The following is a 15644-nucleotide window of genomic DNA, read 5'->3' on the forward strand; positions in this document are numbered from 1 at the left end:
ATGGAGAAATCCATCCTGGCCGGGCGGCTGGCCGCTTCGCGCGCGCTGGCCGGACGCAAAGTATTGCTGCTCGATGCCGATCCGCGCCAGGGCGCCATGGCGCAGGCCAGGAACATGCACGACGGCGCCATGCACGGCAGCCTGACGCGGCCGCGCCTGATGGCGCGCGCCATCAGCGCCAAGGGCTTGCAACCGGAGCTCGAGCACTTGGTGCACTGCTACCATGACATCGTCATCGACAGCGAGGGCCGCGACTCCATGGGCAGCCGTTCGGCCCTGATCGCCGCGCGCGTGCTGGTGGTGCCGCTCGACGGCGTCGCCGACGCCACTGCGCAATCAGGTCTGGCGCGCCGCATCGCGCACGCGCGCAGCGTCAACCCCGAGCTGCGCGTCCTGCTGGCAATGGACACCCAGGCGGCACCCGCCCATGCCCTGGCCACGCAGATTCCGGCCGCCCGCGTGGTCAGCCTGGGACAGCTGTATTGCGCCGTTTTCAACCTGCGCTCTTAAACGCTAAAAAGGCGGCGCATGCGCCGCCTCTCCTCTCCGTCAACTCAATCCATTAAAACGTCTTGCTGACCGTCAGCTGCAGCGCCGTCTTGCCCATGAATTTGCCATTCACGGGCGACGCATAGGCCGACTTGCCCGCGTTCGTGCCGATCACGGCCAGCGCGCCTGTCACCATGCCGAAGTCGCGCGTAACGCCCACTTTCCAGTCCGTATAGCTCGATGCATCATTGTTTTTCACCTTCTGGTGGCCCGCGTGCAGGTTGCCGGTCCAGCCGTTCGTCAGGTCGATATTCGCGCCAATGTCCAGGTAGCCGCTGTTCTTGCTGTTGACGATGCCGAACAGGTTCGAGACGGCATGCGAATACTTGATATAAGCGGGGCCATACGACAGCTGGCCGTAGACTTCCTGCGTATCCGCGTTGGCCAGGCCGGCGACGTGCTTCAAGCCGTTGTCCGCATATACATAGGCGAGCACGCCCACGTCATAGCCAACGTCGCTGGTCAACTGGCCGCGCTTGCCCGCATACAGGTCCACTTCCACGTCGCCGCTGCCGCCCGCATCCTTGGTCCACTTGATGGTGGAAGCCCAGGCGCCCGCGTACAGGCCCGTCGGATTGTTGATGTAGTCGGCGCCGCCCTGCAGCGCCGGTTTCAAGCGCGTTTGCGAGATCCCGCGGTAGCGGTAGTCGGATACGCCGGCCACGTTGAAGCTCACTTCATTATCGGGCTTGGCCTCGTCCGCGTGGGCCAGGCTGCCCGTAAAAGCAGTGGCGACGGCAAGTGCAAGTAGCATTTTATTCATGGTTTTTTCTTCTTCATGGGTGGTATGGGCCTTTGCCAACATGGCGCAGCTGGCCCGCCGCTGCAAAAATTTTAGGTAAAACGTCCCCCTGGCGCGCGCGGCGCCTGTTTTCAAACAGGGGGAAGAAAGCTATTTAAAGGGGCAAGAGCAATCGGTAACCGACGGCCGTTTCCGTCAGCAGGTGCTGCGGCTGGGCCGGATCGGCTTCCAGCTTCTGGCGCAGATGGCCCATGTAGATGCGCAGGTAGTGGCCGTTTTCGCTGTTCGACGGCCCCCACACTTCGCGCAGCAGCTGCGGATTGGTGACCACCCTGCCCGCGTTTTTCACGAGCACGGACAACAAACGAAATTCCGTCGGCGTCATGTGCACCAGCTGCTTGTTGCGCGTGACCAGCCGGTCCTTCAGGTCGACGCGCACGTCGCCGAACTGCACCACGCCGTCATCGCTGGCGGCGGGCTGGCGCTGGCGGCGCAGGGTGGCGCGCACGCGGGCCAGCAATTCGCCCACGCCAAACGGCTTGGTCAGGTAGTCGTCGGCGCCCGCATCGAGCGCGCGGATCTTGTCCTGCTCGTCGACCCGCGCGGACAGCACGATGATGGGCACGGCCGACCATTTGCGGATGTCGGCGATGAAGTCGATGCCGTCGCCATCGGGCAAGCCCAGGTCCAGCACGATCAGGTCGGGCCGGCGCGTGCCGGCATCGATCAGGCCCCGCTGCATGGTGGCCGACTCGAAAATCTGCCAGCCCTCGTCTTCCAGCGCGGCGCGCACGAAGCGGCGGATTTGCGGTTCATCCTCGACCAGCAAGGCGGTGGCGGAAGGTTCGTTCATGTTGGTTTTCCTGTTTCATGATCATTGGCGTCATCAGGCTCGAGCTCCGGCGGCGCCGGGGGCGTGCCCAGCGGCAGGCTGAAGACGATGGCGGCGCCCTGTCCCGGCGCGTGCGGCTGCGCATGGATGGTGCCGCCGTGGGCTTCGACGATGGCGCGGCAGATGGCCAGCCCCAGTCCGACGCCCGGCTTGTTCGATTCGCGCTCGCCGCGCGTGAATTTTTCAAAGATGGCTTCTTCACGGCCGGGCGGCAAGCCCGGGCCGTTGTCAGACACCGTCACCTGCAAAAACTGGCCGTGCACCCCGGCCGCGACCGTGATGGTGCTGCCGGGCGGCGTGTACTTGGCCGCGTTTTCCAGCAGGTTGCACAGCACACGCTCGACCAGCACGGCGTCGTAGCGCACCAGCGGCAAGTCCGGCGCCAGCTGTGTCAGCACGGCATGCTGCTGCAATTGCGGACCGCTGGCGCGCAGCGCGCTGCCCACCACTTCTTCCAGCGCCTGCCATTGCAGGTTCAGGCGCACCTGGCCGCTCTCGATGCGCGCCATGTCCAGCAAGTTCGCCACCAGGGCGCTCATGCGCACGGTTTCGGACTGCAGCGAGCGCGCCATGTCCAGCTGCGCGGGTGACAGCGCGGGCCGCGACAAGGCCAGCGATTCAGCCAGGCCCACCAGCGACGTCAGTGGCGTGCGCAAGTCGTGCGACAGGGCCGCCAGCAGCGAATTGCGCAGCCGCTCGGACTCCATCTGCAGCAGCGCGCCCTGCGCCACGTCGATGTAGTGCACGCGTTCGAGGGCGATGGCCGCCAGGGCGGCAAAGGTATCGAGGTGCTGGCGCTGTTCCGGCACCAGCAGCCAGCGTCCACGCTGCGTGCCCTCGAGCGGCAGCAGCGCCAGCACGCCGCGCGTGCGCATCGGCGCGATCAGCGGCAGGTAGAAAATGGGCGACGCCGGCAAGGTGTCGGTGCCCGTCCCAGCCGCCTGCGCATGGTCGAAGGCCCACTGCGCGATGCCGATATCGAGCGCCTCGCCGCCGTTCGGAGCCTGCAAGCTTCCCTCGTCGTCGGGCAGCAGCAAGGTGGCGCGCGCACGGAAAGCCCGTTCGATGGCGCTTTTCGTGATGTCGAAAATCTGTTCCGTCTGCAGCACGCCGGACAGCTCGCGCGAAAATTCATACAGGGCGCGGGCGCGCGCTTCGCGGTGCGAAGCCACGCGCGCCTGGAAGCGCAGGCCAGCCGTCAGGTGGCCCGTGATCAGGCCCACGGCCAGCATCACGCCAAACGTGATCACGTACTGGAAATCGCCCACGGCAAACGAAAAGCGCGGTGGCACGAAGACGAAATCAAAACAAGCCACGCCCACCAGGCTGGCCAGCGCCGCCGGCCCGCGCCCCAGGCGCACGGCCACCAGCACCACCGTCAGCAAGGACAGCATGGCGATATTGGCCAGGTCAAGATAAGGCTGCAAGGGGAGCAAGGCGAGGGCCGTGGCCAGGCTGGCGCCGGCGGCCAAAATGTAGCGCCAATGGCGCGATGACCGCCGCGGCGCTTCCGCGTCGTCGCCGGCTGCGCGCCGGGGCGCCGCATCGGCTGGCGGCAGGCCCACCTCGATCAAATCGATATCGGGCGCCAGACTGGCCATGCGCGCGGCCGGCGGCGCCTGCCACAGGCGCGCCAGCACATTGAAGTTGGCACGGCCACGGCCCACGATCACTTTCGAGATATTCGCATTGCGCGCATACTCGACCACGGCGCCGGCGATGTCGGCCGACGGCACAATGGCCGTGCGCGCGCCCAGGTCCTGCGCCAGTTTCAAGGTTTTCAGGATGCGCTCGCGCTGGCCCGCCGGCAGACGCTGCAAACGCGGCGTTTCCACGTACAGCGCATGCCATTCCGCATTCAGCTGGCTGGCCAGGCGCGCCGTGCTGCGGATCACATGCTCGCCACCCGCATGCGGCCCCACGCAGGCCAGCAGCGCGGCGCCCGTCTTCCATACAGGGTTAATCGATTTTTCGACGCGGTAGGCTTGCACGTCGTCCTGCACCCGGTCCGCCGTGCGGCGCAAGGCCAGTTCGCGCAGCGCGATCAAATTCCCCTTGCGGAAAAAATGCTGCGACGCCCGCTCGGCCTGCAACGGCTGATACACCTTGCCCTGCTTCAGGCGGCGCAGCAGTTCATCGGCGGGGATATCGACCAGCACCACTTCATCGGCGCGGTCGAACACCGTATCGGGCAAGGTTTCGGCCACGCGCACGCCGGTAATTCCCCCCACCACGTCGTTGAGGCTTTCCAGGTGCTGCACGTTGACGGTCGACAGCACGTCGATGCCGGCCGCCAGCAATTCCTCGACATCCTGCCAGCGCTTCGGATGGCGCGAACCGGCCACGTTCGAATGGGCCAGTTCATCCATCAATATCAGCGGCGGCGCGCGGCGCAGCGCTTCGTCCAGGTCGAACTCGTACAGAGTCTTGCCCCGGTACTCGATGGCCTTCAAGGGCAGCACGGGCAGCCCGTCAAGCTGGGCCGCCGTATCCTGGCGCCCATGCGTCTCCACCACGCCTACCAGCAAATCCTGGCCATCGGCCAGCAGCTTGCGGGCGGCGGCCAGCATCGCGTAAGTCTTGCCGACGCCGGCCGAGGCGCCAAAATAGATGCGCAGCCGGCCGCGCGCGGCTTTCTTTTCCTGCGCCTGCACTTGCGCCAGCAGGGCATCAGGGTCGGGGCGTTGGCTGTCGTTGGGGAGCATGTTGTATTTTAATCTTCTTGGGCTTTGTAGGTCGGATTAGCGCGCAAGCGCGTAATCCGACAACATCGTTGGCCTGGACAGTGGTGGTGTCGGCTTACGCTGCGCTAAGCCGACCTGCGCCGACCTGCGCGCTATTGCCAGCTTACTTCGCCATGGCATCGAGCGCCAGGTTCAGTTCCAGCACATTCACGCGTGGTTCGCCGAAAAAGCCGATATACGCGGTCTTCTGCACCTTGGCGATGGCGTTTTCCACCTGCGCCAGCGGCACGGCGCGCACGCGGGCCACGCGCGGCGCCTGGTACAGGGCACCGGCCAGGCTGATTTCCGGATCCAGGCCGCTGCTCGACGCCGTCACCAGGTCGACGGGAATGGCGCGCGTATTGCCTGGGTCAGCCTCCTTCAGGGCGGCGATGCGCGCCTTGACGGCGTCCACCAAGGCCGGATTGCTCGGCCCCTGGTTCGAGCCGCCCGAACCGGCGCCGTTATTGGCCATCGGCGCGGTGGCCGATGGACGGCCCCAGAAGTACTTGGGCGAGGTGAAGGACTGGCCGATCAGGGTCGAGCCGACGGGTTTTCCGCCACGCTCGACGATGCTGCCGTTAACTTCATCGCTGAAAGCCAGCTGGCCGATGCCGGCCGTGGCAAACGGATAGACGACGCCGCAGATCACGGTCAGCGCGGCAAACAGGACCAGGGCGGGACGTACGATGGTGCTCATGATGGTTCCTTTAGACTAAATTGAGTGCGGACAGCAGCATGTCGATCAGCTTGATGCCGATGAAGGGCAGGACGATGCCGCCCAGGCCGTAGATCAGCAGATTGCGGCGCAACAGGCTGGCCGCGCCGATGGCCCGGTATTGCACGCCTTTCAGGGCCAGCGGAATCAGCACGACGATGATCAGGGCATTGAAGATCACGGCCGACATGATGGCCGACGCGGGGCTGGCCAAATGCATGATGTCGAGCGCTTTCAATTGCGGATACGTGCCCACGAAGGCGGCCGGGATAATGGCGAAATACTTGGCGATGTCGTTCGAAATCGAGAACGTCGTCAGCGAACCGCGCGTCATCAGCATCTGCTTGCCGATTTCAACGATTTCCAGCAGCTTGGTCGGGTTCGAATCCAGGTCGACCATATTGCCCGCCTCCTTTGCCGCCTGCGTGCCCGAGTTCATGGCCACGGCCACATCGGCCTGCGCCAGCGCCGGAGCGTCGTTGGTGCCGTCGCCCGTCATCGCCACCAGCCGGCCTTCGGACTGGTAGCTGCGTATCAGTTTCAGTTTGTCTTCCGGCGTCGCCTCGGCGAGGAAATCGTCCACGCCCGCTTCGGCCGCAATCGCCGCCGCCGTCAGCTTGTTGTCGCCCGTGATCATGACGGTCTTGATGCCCATGCGGCGCAGTTCCGCGAAGCGCTCCTTGATGCCGCCCTTGACGATATCCTTCAGCTCCACGGCGCCCATGACCTTGCCATCGTCGACCACCACCAGCGGCGTGCTGCCACGGCGCGCGATGTCGTCGACGGCGCGTCCCACCTCGGCCGGATACGGCTGGCCCAGCGCTTCCACATACTTTTTCATGGAATCGGCCGCGCCCTTGCGCAGCTGGCGCACCTGCTGCTCGCCCGGGATATCCACACCGCTCATGCGTGTTTGCGCCGTGAAGGGCACGAAGGTGGCGTGCAGGCTGGCCATCTCGCGTTCGCGGATATTGAACTTCTGCTTGGCCAGCACGACGATGCTGCGCCCTTCCGGCGTTTCATCGGCCAGCGAGGCCAGTTGCGCCGCATCGGCCAGCTGCTGCTCCGTCACGCCGGGTGCCGGCACGAAGCTTGACGCCTGGCGGTTGCCCAGGGTGATGGTGCCCGTTTTATCGAGCAGCAGCACGTCCACGTCACCGGCCGCTTCCACGGCGCGGCCAGACGTGGCGATCACATTGGCCTGCATCATGCGGCTCATGCCGGCCACGCCGATGGCGGACAACAGACCGCCGATGGTGGTCGGAATCAGGCACACGAGCAGCGCGATCAGCACCGTGATCGTCACCGGCGTGCCACTGCCGGCCGCCGCCACGGAAAACAGCGAATACGGCAGCAAGGTCACGGTGACGATCAGGAACACGATCGACAGGGCCACCAGTAAAATCGTCAGGGCGATTTCATTTGGCGTCTTCTGGCGCTTGGCGCCTTCGACCATGGCGATCATGCGGTCGATGAACGCTTCACCGGGGTTGACGGAGACGCGCACCAGCAGCCAGTCCGACAGCACGCGGGTGCCGCCCGTGACGGCGGAAAAGTCGCCACCCGATTCGCGGATGACGGGCGCCGATTCGCCCGTGATGGCGCTTTCGTCGACGGAAGCCACGCCGGCCGTCACTTCGCCATCGGCGGGAATCACGTCACCCGCCTCCACCAGCACCGTCATGCCCTTGCGCAGGTCGGTGGCCGGCGTGGGCAGCCAGGAAGTGCCGTATTTCGGCGTCTGCATTTTCTTTGCCATCACCGTCTGCTTGAGGGCGCGCAGCGAGGCCGCCTGCGCCTTGCTGCGGCCTTCGGCCAGCGCTTCGGCGAAATTCGCGAACAGCACGGTAAACCACAGCCACACGGCGACGGCGAGGATGAAGCCGAAGGGTGCCTCGCCCTGGCCATTCAGGGCCTGGATGGCCAGCAGGGTCGTGATGATGCTGCCTACATAGACGACGAACATCACGGGGCTGCGCCACTGCGTGCGGGGGTCGAGTTTTTTGAACGCATCGACGACGGCGGGGCCGATCAGTGCGGAATCGAACAAAGTCAGGCTTGTGCGTGACATGGTAGCCTCTTATTTGATGAAAAGTTGCAGGTGTTCGACGATCGGGCCCAGGGCCAGCGCGGGAACGTAATTCAATACACCGACCAGCACGACGACGCCGATCAGCAAGCCGATGAACATGGGGCCGTGCGTGGGCATGGTGCCGGCATTGGCCGACAGGCGCTGCTTGGCCGCCAGCGAACCGGCCACCGCCAGCACGGGCACGATCACGCCGAAGCGGCCGAACCACATGGCGATCGCCAGCATCACGTTGTAGAAAGGCGTGTTGGCGGACAGGCCGGCAAACGCGCTGCCGTTGTTGTTGGCTGCCGACGTGAAGGCGTACAGGATTTCCGAGAAGCCGTGCGCACCCGGATTGGCCACGCCGATCTTGCCCGGTTCGACCATCACGGCGATCGCCGTGCCCGTCAAGACGAGGGCTGGCGTGATCAGGATGGCCAGCGAGACCATCTTCATTTCATACGCCTGGATTTTCTTGCCCAGGTATTCAGGCGTGCGGCCTATCATCAGGCCGGCGATGAAGACGGCCAGGATGGCGAACATCAGCATGCCGTACAGACCCGTGCCCACGCCGCCGAAGACCACTTCGCCGAACTGCATCAGCAGCAGCGGCACCATGCCGCCCAGGGGCATGTAAGAGTCGTGCATGGAATTGACGGCGCCGCACGATGCCGCCGTCGTCACCGCCGCGAACAGGGTCGAGGAGCTGATGCCGAAGCGCGTTTCCTTGCCTTCCATATTGCCGCCCGATTGCAGGCTGCTGGCCTGCTGGTCCACGCCCAGCGCTTGCAAGGCGGGATTGGCTTGCTGCTCGGCGCTCATCACGCCGGCAGTCATGACGACAAAGATCAGGCTCATGGCGGCCAGCACGGCCCAGCCCTGGCGCAGGTCGCCCACCATGCGGCCGAAGGTGAAGCACAGGCCGGCGGGAATGATGAAGATGGCCAGCATCTGCAGGAAGTTCGACAGCGCGGTCGGGTTTTCATACGGGTGCGAGGAATTGGCGTTGAAGAAGCCGCCGCCATTCGTGCCCAGCAGCTTGATCGATTCCTGCGAAGCGACGGGGCCCATGGCGATCGTCTGCGTGGTCGCCACTTGCGCTTCCATTACAGGCTTGCCGGCCGTATCGAGCACGGGCTGGCCGTCGGCCGTCACTTTCGGCGTTTCATACGCCACGTGGTCGAGCAGGGTCACTTCCTTGTAGGCGGAAAAATTCTGGATCATGCCTTCACCCATGAAGACGACGGACAGGGCCAAGGAGAGCGGCAACAGGATGTACAGGGTGGAACGCACCAGGTCGACCCAGAAATTGCCGATCGATTTGCCCGAACGCGAAGCGAAGCCGCGCACCAGCGCGAAGATCACGGCGATGCCGGTGGCCGCCGAGAAGAAGTTCTGGCACGCCATGCCCAGCATCTGGGTCAGATAGCTCATGGTCTGTTCGCCGCCATAGCCCTGCCAGTTGGTATTGGCGACGAAGCTGACGGTGGTATTGAACGAGGAGTCGGGGCTGACGGCGCCCAGGCCCTGTGGATTCAACGGTAAAAAGCCCTGCAGGCGCTGCAGGCCGTAGACGAAGACGGCGCCCACGGTATTGAAGACGATCAGGGCGATGGCATAGCTTTTCCAGCCCATGGCCTTGTCGGCGGGCAGGCCGGACCAGCGGTACAGCAGGTTTTCCAGCTTTTGCAGCCAGCCCAGGCCGCGCACGGGGGCATCGCCCGCCACCTTGGCCATGTACAGGCCGAGCGGATAGCCGGCGGCTAGCAGCACGGCCAGGAAAGCTACCAATAACAATATCGATTGCGTCGTCATCACAGTTCCTCCGCCTTCAGCAGCGCTACCAGCAGGTACACGAGCAAACCAGCCGAGACGACGGCGCCCAGCACATAAAACGCGTTCATTTGACGCTCCCTAATTTGTCGCAGGCGACGGCAAAGCCGGCCGCCACGACGAAAAACACGGCAATCAAGCCGAGATACACGAGATCCATTCCCACCCTCACACAGGTTTGTTTTGATAGTGAGCAGATTAGCCAAAAGGGTCTAAAAAATTCGTAAAGACTGGGGAGGTGCATGTAAACAAGATGTAAAAACGGGAGCTTTACCGCATAAAATCCATCACAATTGGCGCAAAACCACGCGCGCGGCGCACTGTTGTTGCCTTGGAGTAGCGCTATTGCTCGCGGGACAAGATAGAATGCGCGAGCGTCCGCACAAGGACGCCAAGCCTGCCGCACTGCCCTCCCCCAGTGACGCTGGACGGGATATACTGTATATTCATACAGTTATCGCCGCCGCTGTCATTGCGCCCGCAGTGCCCTGGCCTGGCGTTCCAACCACTGTCTTTACTTAGCTTGAACACGTATGGCCACTAAAAAACCAGCATCCGACTACAGCGAATCATCCATCCGTGTCCTGAAAGGACTGGAACCCGTCAAGCAGCGCCCGGGGATGTACACCCGCACTGAAAATCCGCTGCACATCATTCAGGAAGTGATCGACAATGCCTCCGACGAGGCGCTGGGCGGTCATTGCACGCATATCGCCGTCACGCAAAACACGGACGGCAGCATCACCGTCGAAGACAATGGCCGCGGCATTCCCGTCGGCCTGCACCCGGAAGAAGGCGTGCCGACGGTGGAAATCGTGTTTACACGGCTGCATGCGGGCGGCAAGTTCGACAAGGGTTCGGGCGGCGCCTACGCATTCTCGGGCGGCTTGCACGGCGTCGGCGTATCCGTCACCAATGCGCTGTCGACGCGCCTGGAAATCACCGTCTGGCGCAAGGAAAGCGACGGCAATGGCCTGCACCACATGGTGTTTGCGAATGGCGACGTGATCGAGCCCTTGACTTCCCGCCCCGCCCCGCGCGACGGCAAAAAATCGGGTACGCGCGTCACCACCTGGCCCGATGCGAAATACTTTGATTCGCCGAACATCTCGCAAACGGAGCTGCAACGCCTGCTGCGCTCGAAAGCCGTGCTGCTGCCGGGCGTGACCGTCACGCTCACCAACGCGAAAACGGGCGATACGCAAACGTGGCAGTACGCGGAAGGCTTGCGCGGCTACCTGACCGAAACGCTGGCGCAGGTATCGAATGGCGAAACCCTAATTCCCCTGTTCGAAGGCGCGCAGTACGCGGGCCCTGATTCGGAAGGCTTTGCCGAAGGCGAAGGCGCGGCCTGGGTGGTGGCATGGACGGAAGAAGGCGCCATCGTGCGCGAATCGTATGTCAACCTGATCCCCACCTCGAATGGCGGCACGCACGAATCGGGCTTGCGCGACGGCCTGTTCGGCGCCGTGAAAAACTTCGTCGAAATGCACTCGCTGCTGCCGAAAGGCGTCAAATTGCTGCCGGAAGACGTGTTCGCGCGCGCTTCGTTCGTGCTGTCGGCCAAGGTGCTGGACCCGCAATTCCAGGGCCAGATCAAGGAACGCCTGAATTCGCGCGACGCCGTGCGCCTCGTTTCAACCTTCACCAAGCCGCCGCTGGAACTGTGGCTGAACCAGCACGTCGATTACGGCAAGAAGCTGGCCGATCTCGTGATCAAGCAGGCGCAGTCGCGCCAGCGTTCGCTGCAAAAAGTGGAAAAGAAAAAATCCTCGGGCGTCGCCGTGTTGCCGGGCAAATTGACCGACTGCGAATCGTCGGACATCGCGCGCAATGAACTGTTCCTCGTCGAGGGCGACTCGGCGGGCGGTTCGGCCAAGATGGGCCGCGACAAGGAATTCCAGGCGATCCTGCCCCTGCGCGGCAAGGTCTTGAATTCGTGGGAAACGGACCGCGACCGCCTGTTCGCCAATAACGAAATCCACGATATTGCGGTGGCCATCGGCGTCGATCCGCACAGCGTGGGCGACTCGCCCGACCTGTCCGGCCTGCGCTACGGCAAGATCTGCATCCTGTCCGACGCGGACGTGGACGGCTCGCACATCCAGGTACTGCTGCTGACCTTATTCTTCAAGCACTTCCCCGTCCTCATCAACAAGGGCCACATCTGCATCGCCCGCCCGCCCCTGTACCGCGTGGACGCGCCCGCGCGCGGCAAGAAGCCGATGCAGAAAATCTACGCGCTCGACGACGGCGAACTGGTCGCCATCGAAGACAAGCTGCGCAAGGAAGGCGTGAAACAGGGCGCCTGGTCGATCTCGCGCTTCAAGGGCCTGGGCGAGATGAACGCCGAGCAGCTGTGGGAAACGACGATGAACCCGGACACGCGCCGCCTGCTGCCCGTAACCCTCGGTGAAGTCGACCACATGGCCTCGGCCTCGCGCTTCAATATGTTGATGGGCAAGGGCGAAGCGGCCGGACGCCGCGCCTGGATCGAGGAACACGGCAATGAGGCGGAGGCGGATATCTGATGATCATCGGCATCGACCTGGGCACCACCAACAGCCTGGTCGCCATCTGGCGCGACGGCAAGGCTTCCATCATCCCGAATGCGCTCGGCGAGCACCTGACGCCGTCGTGCGTCAGCATCGATGACGACGGCACCGTGCTGGTGGGCCGCGCCGCGCGCGAGCGCCTGCAGACGCACCCGCAGCTGACGGCGGCCGTGTTCAAGCGCTACATGGGCAGTGAAAAGAAGATCACTCTCGGCACGCAGCAATTCCGCCCGGAAGAGCTGTCGTCGATGGTGCTGCGCGCGCTGAAGGAAGATGCCGAAGCCTTCCTCGGCCACAAGGTCGAGGAAGCCATCATCACCGTGCCCGCGTATTTCAGCGATGCGCAGCGCAAGGCCACGCGCATCGCCGGCCAGCTGGCGGGCTTGCGCGTCGAGCGCCTGCTGAACGAGCCGACGGCCGCCGCGCTGGCCTACGGCATCCGCGACAAGGAACAGGAAAGCAAATTTCTCGTCTTCGACCTGGGCGGCGGCACCTTCGACGTGTCGATCCTCGAACTGTTCGAAGGCGTGATGGAAGTGCGGGCCTCGGCCGGCGACAATTTTCTGGGCGGCGAAGACTTCGTCACCGTGCTGGTCGACGCTTTCATGGAAGGCAGCGGCTTGCGCGACGCCGTCGGCAGCCGCCTGCTCGACCCGCGCCAGCAACAGCTGCTGCGCGATGAAGCCGAGCGCGTCAAGCGCCTGCTGTCGGACCAGCCGTCCGCGCGCATGGCCACGCGCTACCAGGACAAGGAATACAGCTGGGAGATCGGCGAAGACAAACTGGCGCAGCTGTGCGAGCCCCTGCTGGCCCGCTTGCGCCTGCCCGTGGAACGGGCGCTGCGCGACGCCACCATCCGCGCCGCGGAATTGAATGAAGTGGTGCTGGCCGGCGGCGCCACGCGCATGCCGCTGGTGCGCAAACTCGTCTCGCGCATGTTCGGCCGCTTCCCCGCCATCCACCTGGACCCGGACGAAGCCGTGGCGCTGGGCGCCGCCGTGCAGGCGGGCCTGAAGATGCGCGACGCGGCCCTCGATGAAGTGGTCATGACGGACGTGGCGCCGTATTCGCTCGGCATTTCGATTTCGCGCCAGGTCGGCGCGAACCAGTATGAAGGCGGGCATTACCTGCCCATCATCGAGCGCAATTCCGTGGTGCCCGTGTCGCGCACGGAAAACATCACCACCATCCACGACAACCAGAAGGAAATCAACGTGGCGATCTTCCAGGGCGAGTCGCGCCTGGTGGCCGACAACGTCTTCCTTGGCAAGATCAGCTTCCCGATCCCCGCAAAAAAGGCGGGAGAGATCGGCATCGACGTGCGCTTCACCTATGACGTCAGCGGCGTGCTGGAAGCGGAAGTGACGGTGCTGGCCACGCAGGAACGCCACAAGATGATCATCAGCGACAATGCGGGCGTGATGACGCCGGAACAGATCGAGCAGCGTTTTGCGGAACTGGCCGACCTCAAGATCCACCCGCGCGAGCAGATGGAAAACCGTACCCTGGTCACGCGCGCCGACCGCCTGTACGAACAGTCGCTGGGCGACGTGCGCCAGTACCTGGCGGCGCACACGGCCAATTTCCAGGCCGCGCTGGAAACGCAGGACCCGAACACCATCCGCAAGGCGCGCCAGGCATTGGATGACGTGCTGCGCCAGGTCGAGAGCGAGAGCTTCCTGTAGATGGACGGCGGCATGGACAACGGACAGCGCAGCCTGTGGGCAATCCTGGGCACGGAGCCGACGGGCGACGAGCGCGCCCTCAAGCGCGCGTATGCGAAGCGCCTGAAGGTGACGCGTCCCGAAGACGATCCTGCCGCTTTCCAGGAGCTGCGCGAAGCGTATGAGTACGCGCTGCGCCATGCGCACCTGTTTGCCGAGGAGTTTCCGGAAGCGCAAGCGGCCGAAGCCGAAGTCGAAGCCAAAGCGGCAGCGCCAGAAGCCCCGCCCATGGAACCGGCCGAGCTGTGGGGCGTTATCGACGAACCCGCGCATGAAGCGCAGGAACCGCCTGCGGAACTGTGGGGCGTCATTGCCCAGGAACCCGCACCGCCATCCGAATTGTGGGGCGTGGTCGCCATCGATCCGGCGCAGGAAGCAGCCAGTCTGTGGCAGGCATTCCTCGATCATTCGCGGCACGCCGATGCCGGCGAGGTACTGGCCGGCATCCTGCAGGACGACGCCATGCTGAACCTCGACGTGCGCGAGGAATTCGACCTGTGCGCGCTGCGCTACTGCGCCAGCGCCGGCTATGACTTGTCGCTGCGCCAGGCCCTGTTCGAGCAGCTGGGATGGGACCGCGATTTTTCCTACCTGGCGCGCAGCCATGGGGACCTGGTGCGCGCTGCCGTGCAGCGCTACCGGGCCGACCGTTCGTTCGCCCATTTCAGCGACAACCGCGACAGCTACCCGGGCCTCGATTGCATCATGTCGCAGCAATCGCCAAGCGCCTACGCGCGCCAGCTGTTCGACCAAAAATTCACGCTGCAGCTGCGCGAGCTGCTGCACGCGATACGCTGGCAGCACGCCGAGATGCTGGCCTGGAAGCTCGATACGGACCTGTTCGAGCGATGGGAACAGGCCGTCCACGCCAAGCGCTACTTCAAGCAGACGGCGCTGGCCTCGGGCGGCCTCGGTTTCGTGCTGCACTTCATGCTCGCGGGCGTGCTCGATGCTGCCGGCTTCAAGCTCGGCGACACGGCCGCCTATGCCAGCCTGCTGGGCTTCCAGGCGCTGGCCTTTTCCCTGCTGGCCATGCATGCCTTGCGCTGGCCGGCGCCGCTGTTCACGCGCCTGGAAGCGCTGCAAGAAACGCTGCAGGACCGCCTGCCCATGCTGTGGCAGCGGCCCGGCTTGCGGCAACTGGGCTGGATCGCGCCCTACCTCGTGCTGGCACTGCTGCTGTTCCTGCCAGAGCGCAGCGACACCGTGCGCCTCGTTACCGCGGCCGGCTTGTGCGCGTCGGCCCTGCTCGCGTATGCGATGAACCGCCAGCTGCTGCATGGCATGCTGCTGCTCCTGTGTCTGGGCCTGTCGCTGTTCGCGGCCATGTTCATGAGCGGCAAAGGCCCGTCGGCGCTGGCCATCGGCGAGGCCATGCCATTGATATTTTGCCTGGCGGCGCTGGCCCTGCGCTGCGCCACCGGCCTGTATGGCGATGGCGGCTTCCCCGAGGCGCTCTTGCCCCGCCTGCGCGCGGCATGGCTGATCGGCTGCGCGGGCTTGCTGTCGCTACTGTATGTGCAGCAGCTGCCGGCCGCCTTGGTCGGCGCCGCGCTGTATGCCTGGTCGTGCGCCGGCTTGCTGTTTTCCCCCACCGATTTCAAATGGAAGACGATCTGGCCGGTGGTCCTGGTGCCGTCCCTCGCCAGCGTCGTGCTGGCCGGCCACGCCCCGGCCATCCGCGCCATGCCGATGCTGCATCACAGCGTCGAGCTGGCCCTGGCTGTGCTGTATTTCACCCTGCGCTATATGTATCTGACGTACGGCAAGTCCTTTTCCAAATCACGGCTGTCATAATCAGCCCCACGAATTCAACCGCAACCACTTAACACCGAAA

The 15644-nt window shown here is 64.4% G+C and carries 11 protein-coding genes; 4 read left to right on the forward strand and 7 right to left on the reverse strand.

All coding sequences use genetic code 11. The features are described from left to right. Window positions 1-510 (forward strand): cobyrinic acid ac-diamide synthase, encoded by a 510-nt coding sequence (locus KO539_RS07135; RefSeq protein WP_257626126.1) that lies wholly within the window; start codon window positions 1-3, stop codon window positions 508-510. A gap of 52 nt (window positions 511-562) precedes the next feature. Here KO539_RS07135 and KO539_RS07140 read toward each other — a convergent pair whose 3' ends face one another. From KO539_RS07140 to kdpF, 7 genes are all read right to left on the reverse strand, one after another. Then, window positions 563-1312, reverse strand: coding sequence for a TorF family putative porin (locus KO539_RS07140; RefSeq protein WP_219308088.1), 750 nt, complete (start codon window positions 1310-1312; stop codon window positions 563-565). A gap of 133 nt (window positions 1313-1445) precedes the next feature. Further along, window positions 1446-2144 (reverse strand): two-component system response regulator KdpE, encoded by a 699-nt coding sequence (gene kdpE / locus KO539_RS07145; RefSeq protein ID WP_219308089.1) that lies wholly within the window; start codon window positions 2142-2144, stop codon window positions 1446-1448. Continuing rightward, entirely contained in the window at window positions 2141-4888 is a 2748-nt protein-coding gene (locus tag KO539_RS07150; RefSeq protein WP_219308090.1) for a DUF4118 domain-containing protein, read from the reverse strand. The genes kdpE and KO539_RS07150 overlap by 4 nt, the downstream gene beginning before the upstream one ends. Window positions 4889-5030: 142 nt before the next feature. Further along, window positions 5031-5606 (reverse strand): potassium-transporting ATPase subunit KdpC, encoded by a 576-nt coding sequence (gene kdpC / locus KO539_RS07155; protein WP_219308091.1) that lies wholly within the window; start codon window positions 5604-5606, stop codon window positions 5031-5033. A 10-nt stretch (window positions 5607-5616) separates the two neighbouring features. Beyond that, the gene (kdpB, locus tag KO539_RS07160; protein ID WP_219308092.1) at window positions 5617-7695 is read right to left on the reverse strand and encodes a potassium-transporting ATPase subunit KdpB; all 2079 of its coding nucleotides are present in this window, start codon (window positions 7693-7695) and stop codon (window positions 5617-5619) included. 9 nt (window positions 7696-7704) lie between these two features. After that, the gene (kdpA, locus tag KO539_RS07165) at window positions 7705-9510 is read right to left on the reverse strand and encodes a potassium-transporting ATPase subunit KdpA (protein ID WP_219308093.1); all 1806 of its coding nucleotides are present in this window, start codon (window positions 9508-9510) and stop codon (window positions 7705-7707) included. Beyond that, window positions 9510-9599 carry a K(+)-transporting ATPase subunit F gene (gene kdpF / locus KO539_RS07170; RefSeq protein ID WP_034746483.1) on the reverse strand — a complete coding sequence of 30 codons (90 nt, stop codon included), beginning with the start codon at window positions 9597-9599 and terminating at the stop codon, window positions 9510-9512. Before kdpF ends, kdpA begins: the two co-directional genes overlap by 1 nt. A gap of 462 nt (window positions 9600-10061) precedes the next feature. Here kdpF and KO539_RS07175 point away from each other — a divergent pair, with 462 nt between their 5' ends. The 3 genes from KO539_RS07175 to KO539_RS07185 are packed head-to-tail and all read left to right on the forward strand — an operon-like array spanning window position 10062 to window position 15604. Then, window positions 10062-12059, forward strand: coding sequence for a DNA topoisomerase IV subunit B (locus KO539_RS07175; RefSeq protein WP_219308094.1), 1998 nt, complete (start codon window positions 10062-10064; stop codon window positions 12057-12059). Further along, window positions 12059-13768 (forward strand): molecular chaperone HscC, encoded by a 1710-nt coding sequence (locus KO539_RS07180; RefSeq protein WP_278317042.1) that lies wholly within the window; start codon window positions 12059-12061, stop codon window positions 13766-13768. The genes KO539_RS07175 and KO539_RS07180 overlap by 1 nt, the downstream gene beginning before the upstream one ends. A gap of 12 nt (window positions 13769-13780) precedes the next feature. Beyond that, window positions 13781-15604, forward strand: coding sequence for a J domain-containing protein (locus KO539_RS07185; protein WP_219308096.1), 1824 nt, complete (start codon window positions 13781-13783; stop codon window positions 15602-15604). Window positions 15605-15644: the final 40 nt, after the last annotated feature.

This window comes from Janthinobacterium sp. NKUCC06_STL, from assembly GCF_019345455.1.
GTDB lineage: Bacteria > Pseudomonadota > Gammaproteobacteria > Burkholderiales > Burkholderiaceae_D > Janthinobacterium > Janthinobacterium rivuli.